The following is a 14,744-nucleotide window of genomic DNA, read 5'->3' as shown; positions in this document are numbered from 1 at the left end:
TGCACCGGACAGACCGGGCACCTGCGACCGAGGAGGTCCATGAACCAGCGCCACGCTTCCGCGACGGAGCCGTCGACGGAACCCACGCACACCGACCGCGACACGGAGTCGAGCCTCGAGTTCGACCGGGCCATCGCCCGCATCCTGCGTGGTCACGGGGAGAACGCGGCGCAGGAGGTGCACGGAGACGACCCGGACGGGCACACCAGCTTCGACGGTGACCAGCTCGACCTCGCCGACCGTCGCGCCCTGCGCCGCGCCGCCGGACTGTCGACCGAGCTGTCCGACGTCACCGAGGTCGAGTACCGGCAGCTGCGCCTCGAGCGCGTCGTCCTGGCCGGGGTCTGGTCCAGCGCCGACTCCAACCGGGCCGAGGCCGAGGTCTCGCTGCAGGAGCTGTCCGCCCTCGCCGCCACGGCCGGCTCGGACGTCCTGGCGGGGGTCCTGCAGCGCCGCACCACACCCGACGTCGCGACCTACCTCGGCTCCGGCAAGGCCCAGGCCCTGGCCGACCTGGTCGCCGCCGAGGGCGCCGACACCGTGGTCTGCGACGGGGAGCTGTCCGCGTCCCAGCGCCGTGGTCTCGAGGACATCGTCAAGGTCAAGGTCGTCGACCGGACCGCGGTGATCCTGGACATCTTCGCCCAGCACGCCAAGAGCCGGGAGGGCAAGGCCCAGGTCGAGCTCGCCCAGCTGGAGTACCTGCTCCCGCGCCTGCGCGGGTGGGGTGAGTCGATGTCCCGGCAGGCCGGTGGTCGCGTCGCCGGCGGTGCGGGGATCGGTTCGCGCGGTCCCGGTGAGACGAAGATCGAGCTGGACCGCCGGCGCATCCGCGGCCGGATGGCCAAGCTGCGCCGCGAGATCAAGGGCATGGGCACCACCCGCGTGGAGAAGCGCTCCCTGCGGCACGCCCGTGCCGTCCCGGCCGTCTCCATCGCCGGGTACACCAACGCGGGCAAGAGCTCGCTGCTGAACCGGCTCACGGGGGCCGGGGTCCTGGTCGAGAACGCCCTGTTCGCGACGCTGGACCCGACCGTGCGCCGCGCTCAGACGCCCGAGGGGCGCCCGTACACGCTCGCCGACACCGTCGGGTTCGTCCGGGCGCTGCCGCACCAGCTCGTCGAGGCGTTCCGCTCGACCCTGGAGGAGGTCGCCGAGTCCGACGTCGTCCTGCACGTCGTCGACGGCTCGCACCCCGACCCCGAGGGGCAGCTGGCCGCGGTGCGGGCCGTGCTGTCGGACCTCTACACCGAGCGCGACGCCCCGGCCGTCCCCGAGCTGGTGGCGATCAACAAGGCCGACGCCGCCGACCCCGAGGTTCTCGACCGGTTGCTGCGCAAGGAGAAGAACGCCGTCGCCGTCTCGGCCCGCACGGGTGCCGGGATGGACGAGCTCCTGGCCCGCATCGCCGAGATGCTGCCGGTCCCGGACGTCGAGCTCGAGGTGGTCGTGCCCTACGACCGCGGCGAGCTGGTCCACCGGGTCCACACGACCGGTCAGGTCCTCGACGAGGAGCACACGGCCGATGGCACGCGGCTGCTGGCCCGCGTGCGGCCCCGATTGGCCGCCGAGCTGGAGCGGTTCCGGCTGACGCGCACGGCCTGACGCGACGTCCGCCCGTCCACGGGGCCGCCGCCGACGACGGCAGCTGTGGACGGTGGACGGACGTGTCCGAGCGGCGGGGGAGGATGGCCCGGTGAGCACGTCGACCGAGCCCCTGCCCGACGAGGACGACCGCGAGGAGGTCGACGGCCCCGAGGCCGCCGACCTCCTCGACGCCGTGGTCGACGCCCTCGGCGGCCAGCGGCGCGAGGGGCAGGCCCGGATGGCGCAGGCCGTCACCGACGCCATCCGCACCGGGCGGCACCTGCTGGTGCAGGCCGGCACCGGCACGGGCAAGTCGATGGCCTACCTCGTGCCCGCGGTCGCGCACGCGGTGCACACCGACCGGCGGGTCGTCGTCACCACGGCCACGCTCGCCCTGCAGGCCCAGGTCGTCGAACGGGACCTGCCGCGGCTGGCGAAGGCCCTGGCCCCCGCGCTGCGCCGCGAACCGACCTGGGAGCTGCTCAAGGGACGGGCCAACTACCTGTGCCGCAACAAGCTGGACGGCGGCTTCCCCGGCGACGACGGGGCCCTGTTCGACCTCGCCGCCCCCGCGGCGGACGGCGCCGGGGACGGCGGACGCCTCGGCCGCGAGGTGGTCCGGCTGCGGGAGTGGGCCGAGACGACCGCCACCGGCGACCGCGACGAGCTCGACCCCGGGGTCAGCGACCGCGCCTGGCGCCAGGTGTCGGTCTCGGCCCGCGAGTGCCTCGGCGCCCAGCGCTGCCCCGTCGCCGCGGAGTGCTTCTCCGAGCGCGTGCGCGCCCGCGCCCGGCAGGTCGACGTCGTGGTCACCAACCACGCCATGACGGCCATCGACGCCATGGAGAACAACGGGCAGCTGCTGCCCGAGCACGACGTCCTCGTCGTCGACGAGGCCCACGAGCTGGCCGACCGGGTGACGGCCGTGGCCACGGCCGAGCTGTCGGCCTCGGTCCTGCACGCGGCCTCGCGCCGCCTGCGCCGCTCGGCCGGCATCGTCTCCGACGCCCTCGACGACGCCGCGGTGGCCCTGGAGGCGGCTCTCGACGAGGCCCCGTCCGGCCGGCTCGACCGGTGGCCCGACGCCCTGGCCGACGCCGTCGTGGCGGTGCGCGACGCCTCCCGGCAGGCGCTGACCGACCTCAAGGACGCCAACGAGTCCGCCGGCAAGGAGGAGGACCCCGAGTCCCGCGGGGCCCGGCACCTGGCCAGGGCGGCGGTGCAGGAGGTCTTCTCGGTCGCCGACCGGCTGGCCGAGGACGTCGGCCGCGGGGCGCAGGACAGCTTCGACGTCGCCTGGGTGACGGCCGCCTTCGGGCCGGCCTCGCGCGCGCCCTCCCTGCACATCGCCCCCCTGTCCGTGGCGGGCCTGCTGCGCGAGAAGCTGTTCACCGAGCGCACCGTGGTGGCGACGTCCGCGACCCTGACCCTCGGGGGCTCGTTCGACCCGGTCGCGGGGGCCTTCGGCCTCAAGGGCGAGAAGGGCGCGAAGACGCCCTGGACCGGCCTCGACGTCGGTTCGCCCTTCGACTACCGCCGCCAGGGCATCCTCTACGTCGCCCGCCACCTGCCGCCGCCCGGTCGCGCCGGGTCCGACGACGCCGTCATGGACGAGCTCGCCGGCCTCGTGGAGGCCGCCGGGGGCCGCACGCTGGGCCTGTTCTCCTCGCGCCGGGCCGCCGAGCAGGCGGCCGAGGCCATGCGGGGGCGGTTGTCGACGCCCGTGCTGTGCCAGGGCGACGACCGGCTGCCCAAGCTCGTGCGCGACTTCACCGAGAACGCCTCGACGTCCTTGTTCGGGACGATGTCGCTGTGGCAGGGCGTCGACGTGCCGGGCGACAGCTGCACCCTGGTCGTCATCGACCGCATCCCCTTCCCCCGCCCGGACGACCCGCTCATGTCGGCGCGCTCGCGGGCCGTCGACGCGGCCGGCGGCAACGGGTTCACGACGGTCTCGGTGGCGCACGCGGCCGTCCGCCTGGCCCAGGGGGCGGGGCGGCTCATCCGGGCGACGGGGGACAGGGGCGTCGTCGCGGTGCTCGACTCGCGGCTGGCCACCGCGCGCTACGGCGGGTTCCTGCGCGAGTCGCTGCCGGACTTCTGGCCCACGACCTCGACCGGGACCGTGCAGGCCGCGCTGCGTCGGCTGGGTGGGTGATCTGCGTGACACCCGCTGGCAGCCGGGCACCTTCGTGGGATGCTCGGGACGTGGCCACCGTCGGCTTCCTGCACACCGCGCACGCGCACGTGCGCACCTTCCGCGACCTCCTGGGCGAACGCGACGACACCGTCGCCGACCGCCACCTGGTCGACGCCGGCCTGCTGGCCGCGGCGCGCGAACGGGGTCTCGAGGCGGTCAGGGGGGCGATCGGCGACCGGCTGCGCCGCCTCGCGGGCGAGGGGGCCGACGTCGTCGTCTGCACCTGCTCGACCATCGGGCCCACGGCCAAGGCCGTCGGCGCCGAGATGGGGCTGCGGGTCGTGCGGGTGGACCGCCCGATGGCCGAGGCCGCGGTCCTGGCGGGCCGGCGCATCGCCGTCGTGGCCTCCCTCGACGAGGCGGCCTCGACCCTGATGCCGCTGCTGCACGAGTGCGCCGACTCGACCGGGCGCGACGTGGAGTTCGTCGAGGTGCGCTGCACCGACACCTGGTCGGCCTTCGAGGCGGGGGACCTCCTGACCTACACGACCGGTGTGGCGGACGCGGTCCGGCGGGCGGTGCTGCCGCTGGACCCGCCGGTCGACGTCGTGGTGCTCGCGCAGGCCAGCATGGTCGACGCGGCGCCCTTGCTGCGCGACCTCAGCGTGCCCGTGCTGACCTCGCCGCGACTGGCGGTCGAGGCCGCGGTGGAGCTGGTGCAGCCGGTCCGCTAGAGCGAGCGCAGGACGGCGGTGACGCGGCCGAGCACGGTCGCCTCGTCGCCGTCGAGGGGCTCGAACAGGGGGTTGCGCGGCAGGAGCTTCACGTGACCGTCCTTGCGCTGCAGGACCTTCACGGTGGCCTCGCCGTCGATCATGGCGGCGACGACGTCACCGTTCTCGGCCGTCGGCTGCCGGCGCACCACGACCCAGTCGCCGTCGCAGATGGCCGCGTCGATCATCGACTCCCCGACCACGCGCAGCACGAAGTGCTCCCCGGCGCCGATCAGCTGCGCCGGCAGGGGGAAGACCTCCTCGACGAGCTGCTCGGCCAGGATCGGGCCGCCGGCGGCGATGCGACCGACGAGCGGGACGTAGGCCGGAGCCGGACGGCCCTCGGCGGGCGTGCCGTCGACGCCGGCGATGAGGCCCCAGCCGAACTGCGGGGAGGGGGAGACGACCTCGAGGGTGCGCGGGCGGCGCGGGTCCTTGCGCAGGAAGCCCATCTTCTCGAGGGTCTTGACCTGGTGGGCGACGCTGCTCGGGCTCGTCAGCCCCACGGCCTGGCCGATCTCGCGCATGCTCGGCGGGTAGCCGCGCTGCTCGACGCCCTCGCGGATCGCGGCCAGGACGCGACGCTGCCGGTTCGTCAGGCCGTCGCGCACCAGGGGCGGGTCGGGGAACTCGTGCACCGTGCCGAGCCGCTCGTCGGCGAGCTCTCCGTCGTCGGTCCCGTCGAGCACGTCGGCCACGTCCTTCTCCCCGTCCCGTCCTGCGCACACGATCTGCGGTCACTTGCTGCGGTCACGTCCACCGGGCCGACGCGTCGACCCGGTGCCGACACCGTAGTCAGCAGCGTCCCACCGATCAAACAGGTGTTCGAACACGCGGGTCGGCGTGTCGTGCGGGACGGCTGCCTAGGGTCGTCGGCATGTGCCGGAACATCCGCCAGCTGCACAACTTCGAGCCGCCCGCCACGACCGACGAGGTCCACGCCGCCGCGCTGCAGTACGTCCGCAAGGTCGCGGGCACGACGAGACCGTCGGCCCGCAACGCCGAGGCGTTCGACCGGGCCGTGGCCGAGGTGGCGCACGCGACGCGCCACCTGCTGGACGACCTCGTCACGACCGCCCCGCCGAAGGACCGGGAGGCCGAAGCGGTCAAGGCCCGGGAGCGGGCCGCCCGGCGCTACGCCCCCTGAGCGCCCCGCGAGGCCGTCCGCGCAGGTCAGGCCGTCTGTCGGAGGCCGGTGGCAGCGTCTGTCCCCGTCACCCCCCGATCCGGGGGTTGCGTCCCGCCGTTCGAACGGTGGTAGAACAGACACACCGCATCGAACACTCGTTCGATCCGCGGTGCCACCGAGATGGAGGTCCACGCTCGTGAGCACCACCGCCCTCGCCCCCGCCCTCGCCCCCGCGCTCGCCCCCCGCCCGACCCTCGCGCTCGAGCTGCCCCGGCAGCGCAGCGCGCGCCCGTGCGCCGCGCGGGCCGCCCGCCCGGCCCGTCCCGCGCGGGGTCGTCGCCGCCCCCTGCGCCTGACGCGCCGGGGCCGCCTGCTCCTCACCTGCACGGCCGCCTCGGCCCTGGCCGGTGCGGTGATCGTCGCGACCGGGGCCCTCTCCGGGGCCTCCGCGGGTGCCGGGGTCGGCCCCGGGCGGGCCCCGGCTCCCGCCGTGCACACCGTCCTGCCGGGCCAGACGCTGTCGACGATCGCGGAGGAGTGGGCGCCGTCGCAGGACTGGCGCGAGGTCGCCGACGAGATCGTCGCGCTGAACGCGCTGCCCTCGATGAGCCTGCAGGTCGGCCAGCGGCTGACCCTGCCGGACCGGGACTGACGTCGTGCCCGGCGCCGCCCGTGCACCGTGGCCGGTTGCCCGCTGCACCGCCCTGGACGTACGGTCGAGGCTGGACCAGAGCTGTCGTCCGGTCGCGGGGGAGGAAGTCGGGGTGCACTGCCCGTTCTGTCGGCACGAGGATTCGCGTGTCGTCGACTCGCGCACGACCGACGACGGGACCTCGATCCGTCGCCGGCGCCAGTGCCCGAACTGCTCCAAGCGCTTCACGACGGTCGAGACGGCCAGCCTGACCGTCCTGAAGCGCTCCGGTGCCCCCGAACCGTTCAGCCGCGCCAAGATCGCCTCGGGCGTGCGCAAGGCCTGCCAGGGACGCCCCGTCAGCGAGGACGACATCGCGCTGCTCGCCCACCGGGTCGAGGAGGCCGTCCGGGCCCAGGGGGCCGCCGAGATCGACGCCCACCAGGTGGGGCTCGCCACGCTGCCGTTCCTGCAGGAGCTCGACGAGGTGGCGTACCTGCGCTTCGCCTCGGTCTACCAGGCCTTCGACTCGATGGCGGACTTCGAGAAGGCCATCGACCGGCTCCGGGCCCAGCGCCAGGCGCGTGCGGACGCGCTGCCGGCCGATCCCGTCGAGCCGGTCCCCGCGCACGGCTGACGGACCCCTGCTCGGACCGCCGCCGCGAGCCGGGGATGATGGCGGGATGCTCGATCCCGCTTCCCTGTACTCCTACGAGGGTGAGCGCCCCTCCCTGGTGGACCCTCCCCTCGTCGTGGCCCTGTCCGGCTTCGTCGACGCCGGCAACGCCGTGCGGCTCAGCGTGGACCACCTCCTCGAGACCTGCCGCCACGAGGTCGTCGCCACCTTCGACGTCGACCAGCTCCACGACTACCGCGCGCGGCGGCCCACCATGACCTTCGGCGGGCAGAACTGGCTCGACGTCGAACCACCGCGGCTGCGGGTGCTGCGGGTCTTCGACGAGGAGGGCTCCTCGTTCCTGCTGCTGACCGGGCCCGAACCCGACGTGCAGTGGGAACGCTTCACGGCCGCCGTCTGGAACCTCGCCGACGAGCTGGGGGTGGGGCTGACCATGGTGCTCTCGGCCGCGCCGACGGCCGTGCCGCACACCCGGCCCAGCGGGGTCACCGCCAGCGCCAGCCGGCCCGAGCTGCTGGAGGGCTACCGCACGTGGGACGTGGAGGCGCAGGTGCCGGGCCACGCCAGCGCGCTGCTGCACCTGCGCGGTTCCCAGGCGGGCCGGGACGTGGTGTCCGTCCTGGCGCACGTGCCGCACTACCTCGGCGGCAGCGACCACCCCGACGCCGCGGCCGTGCTCGTGCGCACGATCTCGGGCGCCACCGGGGTCTCCATCGACGTCCAGGCCCTGCAGGAGGCCGCGTCGCAGACGCGGGTCGAGGTGGACCGGCAGGTGGCGGAGTCCCCCGAGGCGGCTGCCGTCGTCACCGCCCTGGAGGAGCAGTACGACGCGTTCGGCGACGAGGGCCGCGGCACGGGCGCCGCCAGCGCCTTCCTGCCGACCGCCGACGAGCTCGGGGAGGAGTTCGAACGGTTCCTGGCCAAGCGCGAGGAGGAACCCGGGGAGGGCTGAGGCGGGTCGGCCCGGTCAGGCCGGCAGCGTCGCGCCCTCGGTCCCGACGCTGCCGCCCCGGGCCCCGGACAGGTGGTGCAGCAGCGCGAGGGCGTACGCGTCGGCGGCGTCGGGAGCCTCGAACGCGTCGGCTCCCTCGGCGTCGAGCAGCAGCACGCGGTGGACCGTCTCCTCGCCGACGTCGCGGCGTTCGAGCCGGGTGAAGCGCTCCCCGAGCAGCTCCCGCAGCTGGTGCTCGGCCGGCAGCCAGCACGCCTCCGGCTGGTCCACGGAGTCCAGGGCCCACTCGGTGGTGCCGTTGAAGCCGATGATCTGGCCCGTGGGGTGGTCGTGCACCTCGATCGTCATGTCGGACAGCGTGAAGACGTCCGAGTCCATGTCCCGGTGCGGGATGACGAACCGGTCGCCCGAGGCGGGCTCCCACGGCAGGCCGGCTTCCTTCAGGCGCAGGGCCAGGTCGACGGAGATCACGCCCCCCAGCATGGACCCCGGAGCACCCCCCGTCGTGCCGGAACGGCCCTCACAGGGTAGGAACGTCCTTCATGAACGCCAGCTCCCACCTCGACGCCACCGAGCTCGACGCCGCCCGCGAGCGCTTGCAGACGATGCAGCGCGACCTGCAGGCCACCATCGACGACCTCACCGCACGCCTGGAGGCCGGGAGCACCCCCGACGCCGCCGAGGGCGGGCAGGACGCGGGCGACATGGGGGTCCACGAGCAGCAGGCCGCGGAGAACGAGGGTCTGCTCGAAGGGGCCCGTCGGCGCCTGGGCAGCGTGCAGGACGCCCTCAAGCGGCTCGACGCGGGCACCTACGGGATCTCGATCGTCTCCGGCGAGCCCATCCCCGCCGAGCGGCTCGAGGCGCTGCCCGACGCCGCCACCCTGGTGGGCGAGAAGATCTGAACCCCGCCCCCGCGAACGGGGGCCGGAGGTGCGGACCGCCGGCCGGCTGCCTACGGTCGGCGGATGCGCATCGTCATCGCCGGAGGACACGGGAAGATCGCCCTGCTGCTGGGGGCCGCGGCCGCGGATCGCGGTGACGAGGTCGTCGGGCTGGTGCGCAACGAGGCCCACCTCGACGACCTGCGGGCGGCCGGCGTGAGCGGGGTCGTGCTGGACCTGGAGAGCGCCTCGGTCGCCGACGTCGCGGGTGCGCTGACGGGCGCCGACGCCGTGGTCTTCGCCGCGGGCGCCGGGCCGGGCAGCGGAGCCGAGCGCAAGGACACCGTCGACCACCGGGCCGCGGTGCTGCTGGCGGACGCGGCCCAGCGCGCCGGGGTGCCCGGCTACCTGCTGATCTCCTCGATCGGGGTCGACCGCGTGCGCGACGGTGCGACACCCTCCGGCGTCGACGAGGTGTTCACGGCGTACCTGCGCGCCAAGCTCGCCGCCGAGGAGGACCTGCTGGCCCGCGACGGCCTGCGGGTCAGCGTCCTGCGCCCCGCCTCGCTGACCGACGACCCGGGCACGGGGTCGGTCCGGCTGGCCCCCGACGTCGACTCCGGGCGGGTGACGCGCGCCGACGTGGCCGCCGCCGTCCTGGGGCTCGTGGACCGGCTCGTCGACGGCCGGGCCCCGGCCCCCGTGCTGGGGCTGGCCGAGGGCGACGTCCCCGTCGCCGAGGCGGTCGCCCGGGCCTGAGCGGACTCAGCCGAAGGCGCGACCGGCGTAGACCAGCGCGAACAGCGCGAGGGCGACGAGTGCCGTGCGAGCGGCGCGGGGCGGGGAGAGCCGGTGAGCGCGGGTGGCCCGGGCCCCGCTGCGCAACCACCGTCCCGGCACCCGGTCCAGGACGAGGCCCAGGGCACCGGCCAGCACCGACCACAGCGCCCGCACGCCCAGGGTCGCGGGCACTGCGAGGACCAGCAGCACCTGCGTCACGGCCGAGCGGGCCGGATCGTGCCCGGCCACTGCGGCCACGGTCTGCACGAGCAGCCCGGCGGCGGCCAGCAGCAGGAACTCGCCGTCGCGCCACGGCGCGCGGGCCCACGCGCGGAACGCCGCGCTCAGCAGGCCGACGGCCGCGAGCGCGCCCAGGACCAGGGCGATCGGGGTCACGGGTCCGCCACCGAGGGTGAGACCGTGGCGGACCGCGACCGCGACCCACGCCGCGCCGGCGAGCGCCAGCGCGAGGACCGGGGTCAGGACGGTGCGCCGCCCGCGCCGGGACCGTCGCCCACGCCGGGACCGTCGGCCGCGCCGGGCCCGCCGGGGCAGGACGGTGACGAGCGTCGCCAGGCACACCTGCGCCGCGAACACCGTCGCGGACGGTCCGGCGAGCAGCGCTCCCGCCCCCAGGGTCAGGACCAGCGCACGCCGTCCTCGCAGCGCCCGTCGGTCCCGCGTCCCGCGGCCGGTGACGACGAGCAGCGCGGCGGCGCCGACCGCCAGGTCCCCCCAGCCGGGCGGGGTCGTCACCAGCAGGGCGAGGGCCAAGGTGGCCGCGACGACGGCCGGGGACGGGCCGAGCACCCGTTCGGCGGCCAGCCACGCGGCGACCACCACGAGCGCGGTCACGGCCGGCAGCACGATCCGCGAGGTGTCGGCTCCGGACAGGGCGAAGAGGCGGGCGGCCGCGGTCGACCAAGGGGTGGGGGACGTGCCCGCGAACGGCGTCAGCACCGCCAGGGCCAGGGCGTAGAGCGTGGCGGCGACGCTCGCCCGGCGCACCCGGCGCGGTGACCCGTGCCGCTGCGGCAGGCTCAGCCGGGCCAGCAGGACGAGACCGGCGACCAGCACGGCCGAGCGCAGCCAGCCGGGGCGCGAGGGCGAGGACGACGCGTCGATCCAGGCGAGGGCGGGCAGCGCCGCCAGCGGCAGCAGACCCAGGGTCCGGCGCAGCCGGGCCGGCTCCAGCGGGCCGCGGGCGCGGGGGCCCGTGAAGCGGCCGACCACGACGAGGACCAGCCCGCCCAGTGCCGTCGCGGGCACCGGGGGCGTCCAGCCCACCGCGTCCACCAGCCGCAGCAGACCCGTGACGACGACCACGCCGCCGGCGACCCCGAGCACGAACCGGGCCAGCGGGTCGGGCAGGGCGATCCCGGCCACCCGCAGCAACGGCCCGCCCACGCACGACAGCCCCACGACGAGGACTCCGGCGGCCGCCGGAGCGGGCAGCCCCACGCCGGCGACGAGCAGGGCCGTCACCGCCAGGGCCAGGACGACCAGGAGGTGGTCGGCGGTCGGCGTCCTCGGCGGGCGGGGTTCGAGGGGGGCCCGGTGCCGGGGTCCCTGTCCGCGGACGGCCTCGAGGCGGTCGGCGCGCCGTGGTCCGGGGACGGCCACCCCGAGGTCGGGGCCGGTGCTCTCGGCCGGCCGGCCGGCGGCGCTGACGAGGACCGCCGGGTCGTGGCGCGGGGACGGGGAGCGGTGCACGGCAGGCTCCTCCCTCCGGACGTGGTGCGTCGCACGTCGTGTGGGGGAACGGTAGGAACGGCGGTTCGACGAGGACAACCGCACATCCGTGACGGAGAGCAACGCTCTGTGGAGATCGTCGCCCGGTCCGCCCAATCCCGTGCGCTCGTCCGTGAGCGGTGTCCGGCCGGTGAAGCGTTGCGGTGCAACCGTGCGAAGCGTGCGACGGTGGGTGACGAGCCTCGGCGGGCAGGACCACCCGAACGCCGAGGTCCCTCACCGGGATGACGCAGAGTGACTACTGAGGGCGAGAACCGCTCACGCCCGGCGCACCCGTTCTCCCGCGCAGCCCTCAGTGCGGGAGACTGGCGTCCCACCTGAGTCGCTGAGCTGGAGGAACACGCGTGTCCGCCCCCGACCTGACGCCCGCCCGCACCGGGCGTGCGCTGCTGCTGGAGAACATCCACGCCGACGCCCGGACCCTGCTGTCCGAGGCCGGGTGGGAGGTCGAGACCGCGTCCGGTGCGCTCGACGAGTCCGAGCTGCTCGAACGCCTGCCCGGCGTCTCCCTGCTCGGCATCCGCTCGCAGACCCAGGTGAGCGCCAAGGTCCTGGAGAACGCCCCCGACCTGCGGGCCGTCGGCGCGTTCTGCATCGGCACCAACCAGATCGACCTGTTCGCCGCGGCCGCCAACGGCGTCGCGGTGTTCAACGCCCCGTACAGCAACACCCGCAGCGTCGTGGAGCTGGCCCTCGCCGAGATCATCGCGCTGACCCGCCGGCTGACGGTGAAGGACCAGGCCATGCACGCCGGGGTGTGGGACAAGTCCGCCGCGGGCTCGCACGAGGTCCGCGGCCGCCGGCTGGGGATCATCGGCTACGGCAACATCGGCTCGCAGCTGTCCGTGGTCGCCGAGGCCCTCGGCATGAGCGTCTTCTTCTACGACCGCACCGACAAGCTCGCCCTGGGCAACGCCCGCCGCTGCGGCAGCCTGCACGAGGTCCTCGAGATCGCCGACGTGGTGACGCTGCACGTCGACGGCCGCCAGTCCAACTCCGGGTTCTTCGGCGAGGAGGAGTTCGCCCGCATGCGGCCGGGCTCGATCTTCCTCAACCTCTCGCGCGGGTTCGTCGTCGACCACGAGGCGCTGGCCCGGCACGTCCGCAGCGGGCACATCGCCGGGGCCGCGATCGACGTGTTCCCCACCGAGCCCAAGGGGTCCGGGCACGGCTTCGACTCCGAGCTGCGGGGGCTGCCCAACGTCATCCTGACCCCGCACGTCGGCGGGTCGACGGAGGAGGCCCAGGAGGACATCGGCCGCTTCGTGGCCGCCAAGCTGCGCGACTACGCGCTCTACGGCGCCACGACCCTGTCGGTGAACCTGCCCGCGCTGGGCACCGAGACGACCCCCGGCACGGTCCGGCTGGCCCACCTGCACCGCAACGTGCCGGGAGTCCTGGCCGCGATCAACTCCGTCCTCGCCGAGGCCGGGGTGAACATCGAGGGCCAGCAGCTGGCGACCCGCGGGGACCTGGGGTACGTCGTGACCGACATCGCCGCGCCCGCCGCCGACGAGGTCGGCCGCCGGCTGCGCGAGCTGCCCGAGACCGTCCGGGTGCGTCAGCTCAGCTGATGAGCAGGGTGGTCGTGGTCTCCGACACCCACCTCCCGGCGCGGGCGAAGGACCTGCCCGCGCCGGTGTGGGCGGCGGTCGAGGCCGCCGACCTCGTCGTCCACGCGGGGGACTGGTGCGACGCGGCGACCGTGCTGGCCCTGCGGGAGCGGTCGGCGCGGCTCGTGGGCGTCGCCGGCAACAACGACGGCGCCGACGTCCGGGCGCACCTGGACGAGTTCACGACCTTCACCCTCCACGGGGTCAGGTTCGGGGTCGTCCACGAGACCGGGGACAGGACGGGCCGGGAACGACGCTGCGACGCCGCGTACGCCCAGGACCTCGACGTCCTCCTGTTCGGGCACAGCCACATCCCCTGGGACACCACGACGCCGCGGGGACTGAGGCTGCTCAACCCGGGGTCGCCGACGGACCGTCGGCGCCAGCCGACGGGGACCTGGCTGGAGCTCGACGTCCGGGACGGCGGGATCTCGTCCGTCGCACTGCGACGGGTGCCTCCCCGGGTGCCTCCCCGGGTGCCTCCCCGGGTGCCTCCCCGGGTGCCTCCCCGGGTGCCTCCCCGGGTGCCTCAGAGGTAGATGTCGACCCGGCCCGCGGGGTGCGTCGCGTCGGCTGGGCCGACCTCGACGGCGTCGTCCGCGGTGGGACGGCGGATGACCATCGCGGGCCGGCGGCGGCGTTCGCGCTCGTCGGGGGTGGTCTGGGGGTCGGTGCGGACGATCGCAGGCACGGTGACGGCCTGCGAGGCCCAGGTGGCGCTCTCGAGGCTGATCATGCCGGTCCATCGGCACTCACGGCGCGTGGTTGAGGCGTCCGCGGGAGTTCACCCGTTCGGCCCATCAAGTCACCCGGCGTCGCCCCAGGCCGCCGCGACCAGCTCGTAGGAGCGGGCGCGCTCGGCCGGGTCGTGCACGGCGGTGACGACGAGCAGTTCGTCCGCGCCGCTGCGCTCGACGAGGTCGGCGAGCACCGGGACGACCTCGGCCGCCGTCCCGACCACCGGCCGCGGCGCGAGACGCCCGGCGGTGTTGCGCTCGGCCAGCGTCCAGCGGTGCGCCGCAGCCTCCTCCGGCGTGGGCAGCGGGCCGGGCGCGCCCAGGCGCAGCCGCACGGTGGACAGCGTCACGGCGTGAGCCAGCTCGGCTGCGCGGTCGGCCGTGTCGGCCACGACCACCGACACGGCCAGCAGCGCGTGCGGCCGCTGCCGCCACCGGGAGGGCACGAACCGCGCCCGGTAGGACCGCAGCACCTCGACGGGGTCCAGGGCCCCGAAGTGCCCCGCGTACGCGTAGCCCGTCCCCAGGCCGGCCGCGAGCTGCGCCCCGTGGTCGCTGGAACCCAGCAGCCACACCGGCGGCAGCGGCACGTCCGTCGGCTGGGCCGCGATCCCCGCGAACGGGTGCCCGGGCTCGAAACCGTCGACGAACCCGCGCAGCTCGGCGAGCTGGTCGGTGAAGTCGTCGCGCACCAGCGCCTCGCGCGAGCGCCGCAGCGCCAGGGCCGTGCGGCCGTCGGTGCCCGGGGCCCGGCCCAGACCCAGGTCGACGCGCCCGGGGTGCAGCGCCTCCAGCGCCCGGAACGTCTCGGCCACCTGCAGGGGGGAGTGGTTCGGCAGCATGACCCCGCCCGCGCCCACGCGCAGCGTCGTCGTGGCCGCGGCGATCGCCCCGACCAGCACCGCGGGGGCCGAGACGACGCCGGGGGAGTTGTGGTGCTCGGCGACCCAGTACCGGTGGTACCCCATCCCCTCCACGGCCCGCGCCAGGTCCACGCTGCGGCGCAGCGCCACCGACGGCGGGTGGCCCGAGGGGACGGAGGACAGGTCCAGCACGGACAGGGGGACGCTCACGGGACTCGCGGAACTCACGGGAGCAGGTGTCGCAGGTCGCGCGTAGGGTCGTCAAC

General features: G+C 75.4%; 16 protein-coding genes. 11 read left to right on the top strand and 5 right to left on the bottom strand.

Features of this window, described 5'->3' with window-relative positions; all coding sequences use genetic code 11:
• Nucleotides 1-39: 39 nt before the first annotated feature.
• The 3 genes from hflX (at nucleotide 40) to CLV37_RS03560 (ending at nucleotide 4,461) form a co-directional block, all read left to right on the top strand.
• Nucleotides 40-1,605, top strand: a complete 1,566-nt coding sequence (gene hflX, locus CLV37_RS03570) for a GTPase HflX (protein WP_106206966.1) — start codon at nucleotides 40-42, stop codon at nucleotides 1,603-1,605.
• A 91-nt stretch (nucleotides 1,606-1,696) separates the two neighbouring features.
• Nucleotides 1,697-3,745: an ATP-dependent DNA helicase gene (locus CLV37_RS03565; RefSeq protein WP_281260499.1), complete on the top strand. Its 2,049-nt coding sequence runs from the start codon at nucleotides 1,697-1,699 to the stop codon at nucleotides 3,743-3,745.
• A 50-nt stretch (nucleotides 3,746-3,795) separates the two neighbouring features.
• On the top strand, nucleotides 3,796-4,461 hold the full coding sequence (locus CLV37_RS03560; protein ID WP_106206964.1) for an aspartate/glutamate racemase family protein: 666 nt from the start codon (nucleotides 3,796-3,798) through the stop codon (nucleotides 4,459-4,461).
• Here the strand turns inward: CLV37_RS03560 and lexA are convergent.
• Complete coding sequence (lexA, locus tag CLV37_RS03555; RefSeq protein ID WP_106206962.1) at nucleotides 4,458-5,198, bottom strand: transcriptional repressor LexA; 741 nt, start codon at nucleotides 5,196-5,198, stop codon at nucleotides 4,458-4,460. The genes CLV37_RS03560 and lexA overlap by 4 nt on opposite strands.
• 179 nt (nucleotides 5,199-5,377) lie before the next feature.
• Between lexA and CLV37_RS03550 the strand changes: the two genes are divergently transcribed.
• The 4 genes from CLV37_RS03550 to CLV37_RS03535 all read left to right on the top strand — a co-directional run bounded on the left by CLV37_RS03550 (nucleotide 5,378) and on the right by CLV37_RS03535 (nucleotide 7,849).
• On the top strand, nucleotides 5,378-5,647 hold the full coding sequence (locus tag CLV37_RS03550) for a DUF2277 domain-containing protein (protein WP_106206960.1): 270 nt from the start codon (nucleotides 5,378-5,380) through the stop codon (nucleotides 5,645-5,647).
• A gap of 178 nt (nucleotides 5,648-5,825) precedes the next feature.
• Nucleotides 5,826-6,281, top strand: coding sequence for a LysM peptidoglycan-binding domain-containing protein (locus CLV37_RS03545; protein ID WP_211298334.1), 456 nt, complete (start codon nucleotides 5,826-5,828; stop codon nucleotides 6,279-6,281).
• Nucleotides 6,282-6,393: 112 nt separating this feature from the next.
• Nucleotides 6,394-6,897 (top strand): transcriptional regulator NrdR, encoded by a 504-nt coding sequence (nrdR, locus tag CLV37_RS03540; protein ID WP_106206958.1) that lies wholly within the window; start codon nucleotides 6,394-6,396, stop codon nucleotides 6,895-6,897.
• A gap of 46 nt (nucleotides 6,898-6,943) precedes the next feature.
• On the top strand, nucleotides 6,944-7,849 hold the full coding sequence (locus CLV37_RS03535; protein WP_106206956.1) for a proteasome assembly chaperone family protein: 906 nt from the start codon (nucleotides 6,944-6,946) through the stop codon (nucleotides 7,847-7,849).
• Nucleotides 7,850-7,864: 15 nt separating this feature from the next.
• Here CLV37_RS03535 and CLV37_RS03530 read toward each other — a convergent pair whose 3' ends face one another.
• Entirely contained in the window at nucleotides 7,865-8,320 is a 456-nt protein-coding gene (locus CLV37_RS03530; RefSeq protein ID WP_106206954.1) for a pilus assembly protein CpaE, read from the bottom strand.
• A 71-nt stretch (nucleotides 8,321-8,391) separates the two neighbouring features.
• On the opposite strand from CLV37_RS03530, the gene CLV37_RS03525 reads away from it, so the two are divergent.
• Together CLV37_RS03525 and CLV37_RS03520 are read left to right on the top strand one after the other, a co-directional pair.
• Entirely contained in the window at nucleotides 8,392-8,754 is a 363-nt protein-coding gene (locus tag CLV37_RS03525) for a TraR/DksA family transcriptional regulator (protein ID WP_106206952.1), read from the top strand.
• A gap of 63 nt (nucleotides 8,755-8,817) precedes the next feature.
• On the top strand, nucleotides 8,818-9,492 hold the full coding sequence (locus tag CLV37_RS03520; RefSeq protein WP_106206950.1) for an SDR family oxidoreductase: 675 nt from the start codon (nucleotides 8,818-8,820) through the stop codon (nucleotides 9,490-9,492).
• A gap of 6 nt (nucleotides 9,493-9,498) precedes the next feature.
• Here CLV37_RS03520 and CLV37_RS03515 read toward each other — a convergent pair whose 3' ends face one another.
• On the bottom strand, nucleotides 9,499-11,226 hold the full coding sequence (locus CLV37_RS03515) for a hypothetical protein (RefSeq protein WP_106206948.1): 1,728 nt from the start codon (nucleotides 11,224-11,226) through the stop codon (nucleotides 9,499-9,501).
• 383 nt (nucleotides 11,227-11,609) lie between these two features.
• Between CLV37_RS03515 and serA the strand changes: the two genes are divergently transcribed.
• A complete protein-coding gene (serA, locus tag CLV37_RS03510; RefSeq protein ID WP_245885220.1) occupies nucleotides 11,610-12,839 on the top strand; it encodes a phosphoglycerate dehydrogenase in 1,230 nt (409 codons plus the stop codon).
• Complete coding sequence (locus CLV37_RS03505; RefSeq protein WP_106206946.1) at nucleotides 12,839-13,417, top strand: metallophosphoesterase family protein; 579 nt, start codon at nucleotides 12,839-12,841, stop codon at nucleotides 13,415-13,417. Before serA ends, CLV37_RS03505 begins: the two co-directional genes overlap by 1 nt.
• On the opposite strand, the gene CLV37_RS03500 is transcribed toward CLV37_RS03505, so the two are convergent.
• Both CLV37_RS03500 and CLV37_RS03495 read right to left on the bottom strand, forming a co-directional pair.
• The gene (locus CLV37_RS03500) at nucleotides 13,408-13,614 is read right to left on the bottom strand and encodes a hypothetical protein (protein WP_106206944.1); all 207 of its coding nucleotides are present in this window, start codon (nucleotides 13,612-13,614) and stop codon (nucleotides 13,408-13,410) included. The two genes, CLV37_RS03505 and CLV37_RS03500, sit on opposite strands and share 10 nt — an antisense overlap.
• Nucleotides 13,615-13,683: 69 nt before the next feature.
• Nucleotides 13,684-14,688 (bottom strand): LLM class flavin-dependent oxidoreductase, encoded by a 1,005-nt coding sequence (locus CLV37_RS03495; RefSeq protein ID WP_106206942.1) that lies wholly within the window; start codon nucleotides 14,686-14,688, stop codon nucleotides 13,684-13,686.
• Nucleotides 14,689-14,744: the final 56 nt, after the last annotated feature.

This window comes from Kineococcus rhizosphaerae (genome assembly GCF_003002055.1).
Lineage (GTDB): Bacteria > Actinomycetota > Actinomycetes > Actinomycetales > Kineococcaceae > Kineococcus > Kineococcus rhizosphaerae.
The sequence above is the reverse complement of the archived record's forward strand: the minus strand, read 5'-3'. Positions and strand labels throughout refer to the sequence as shown.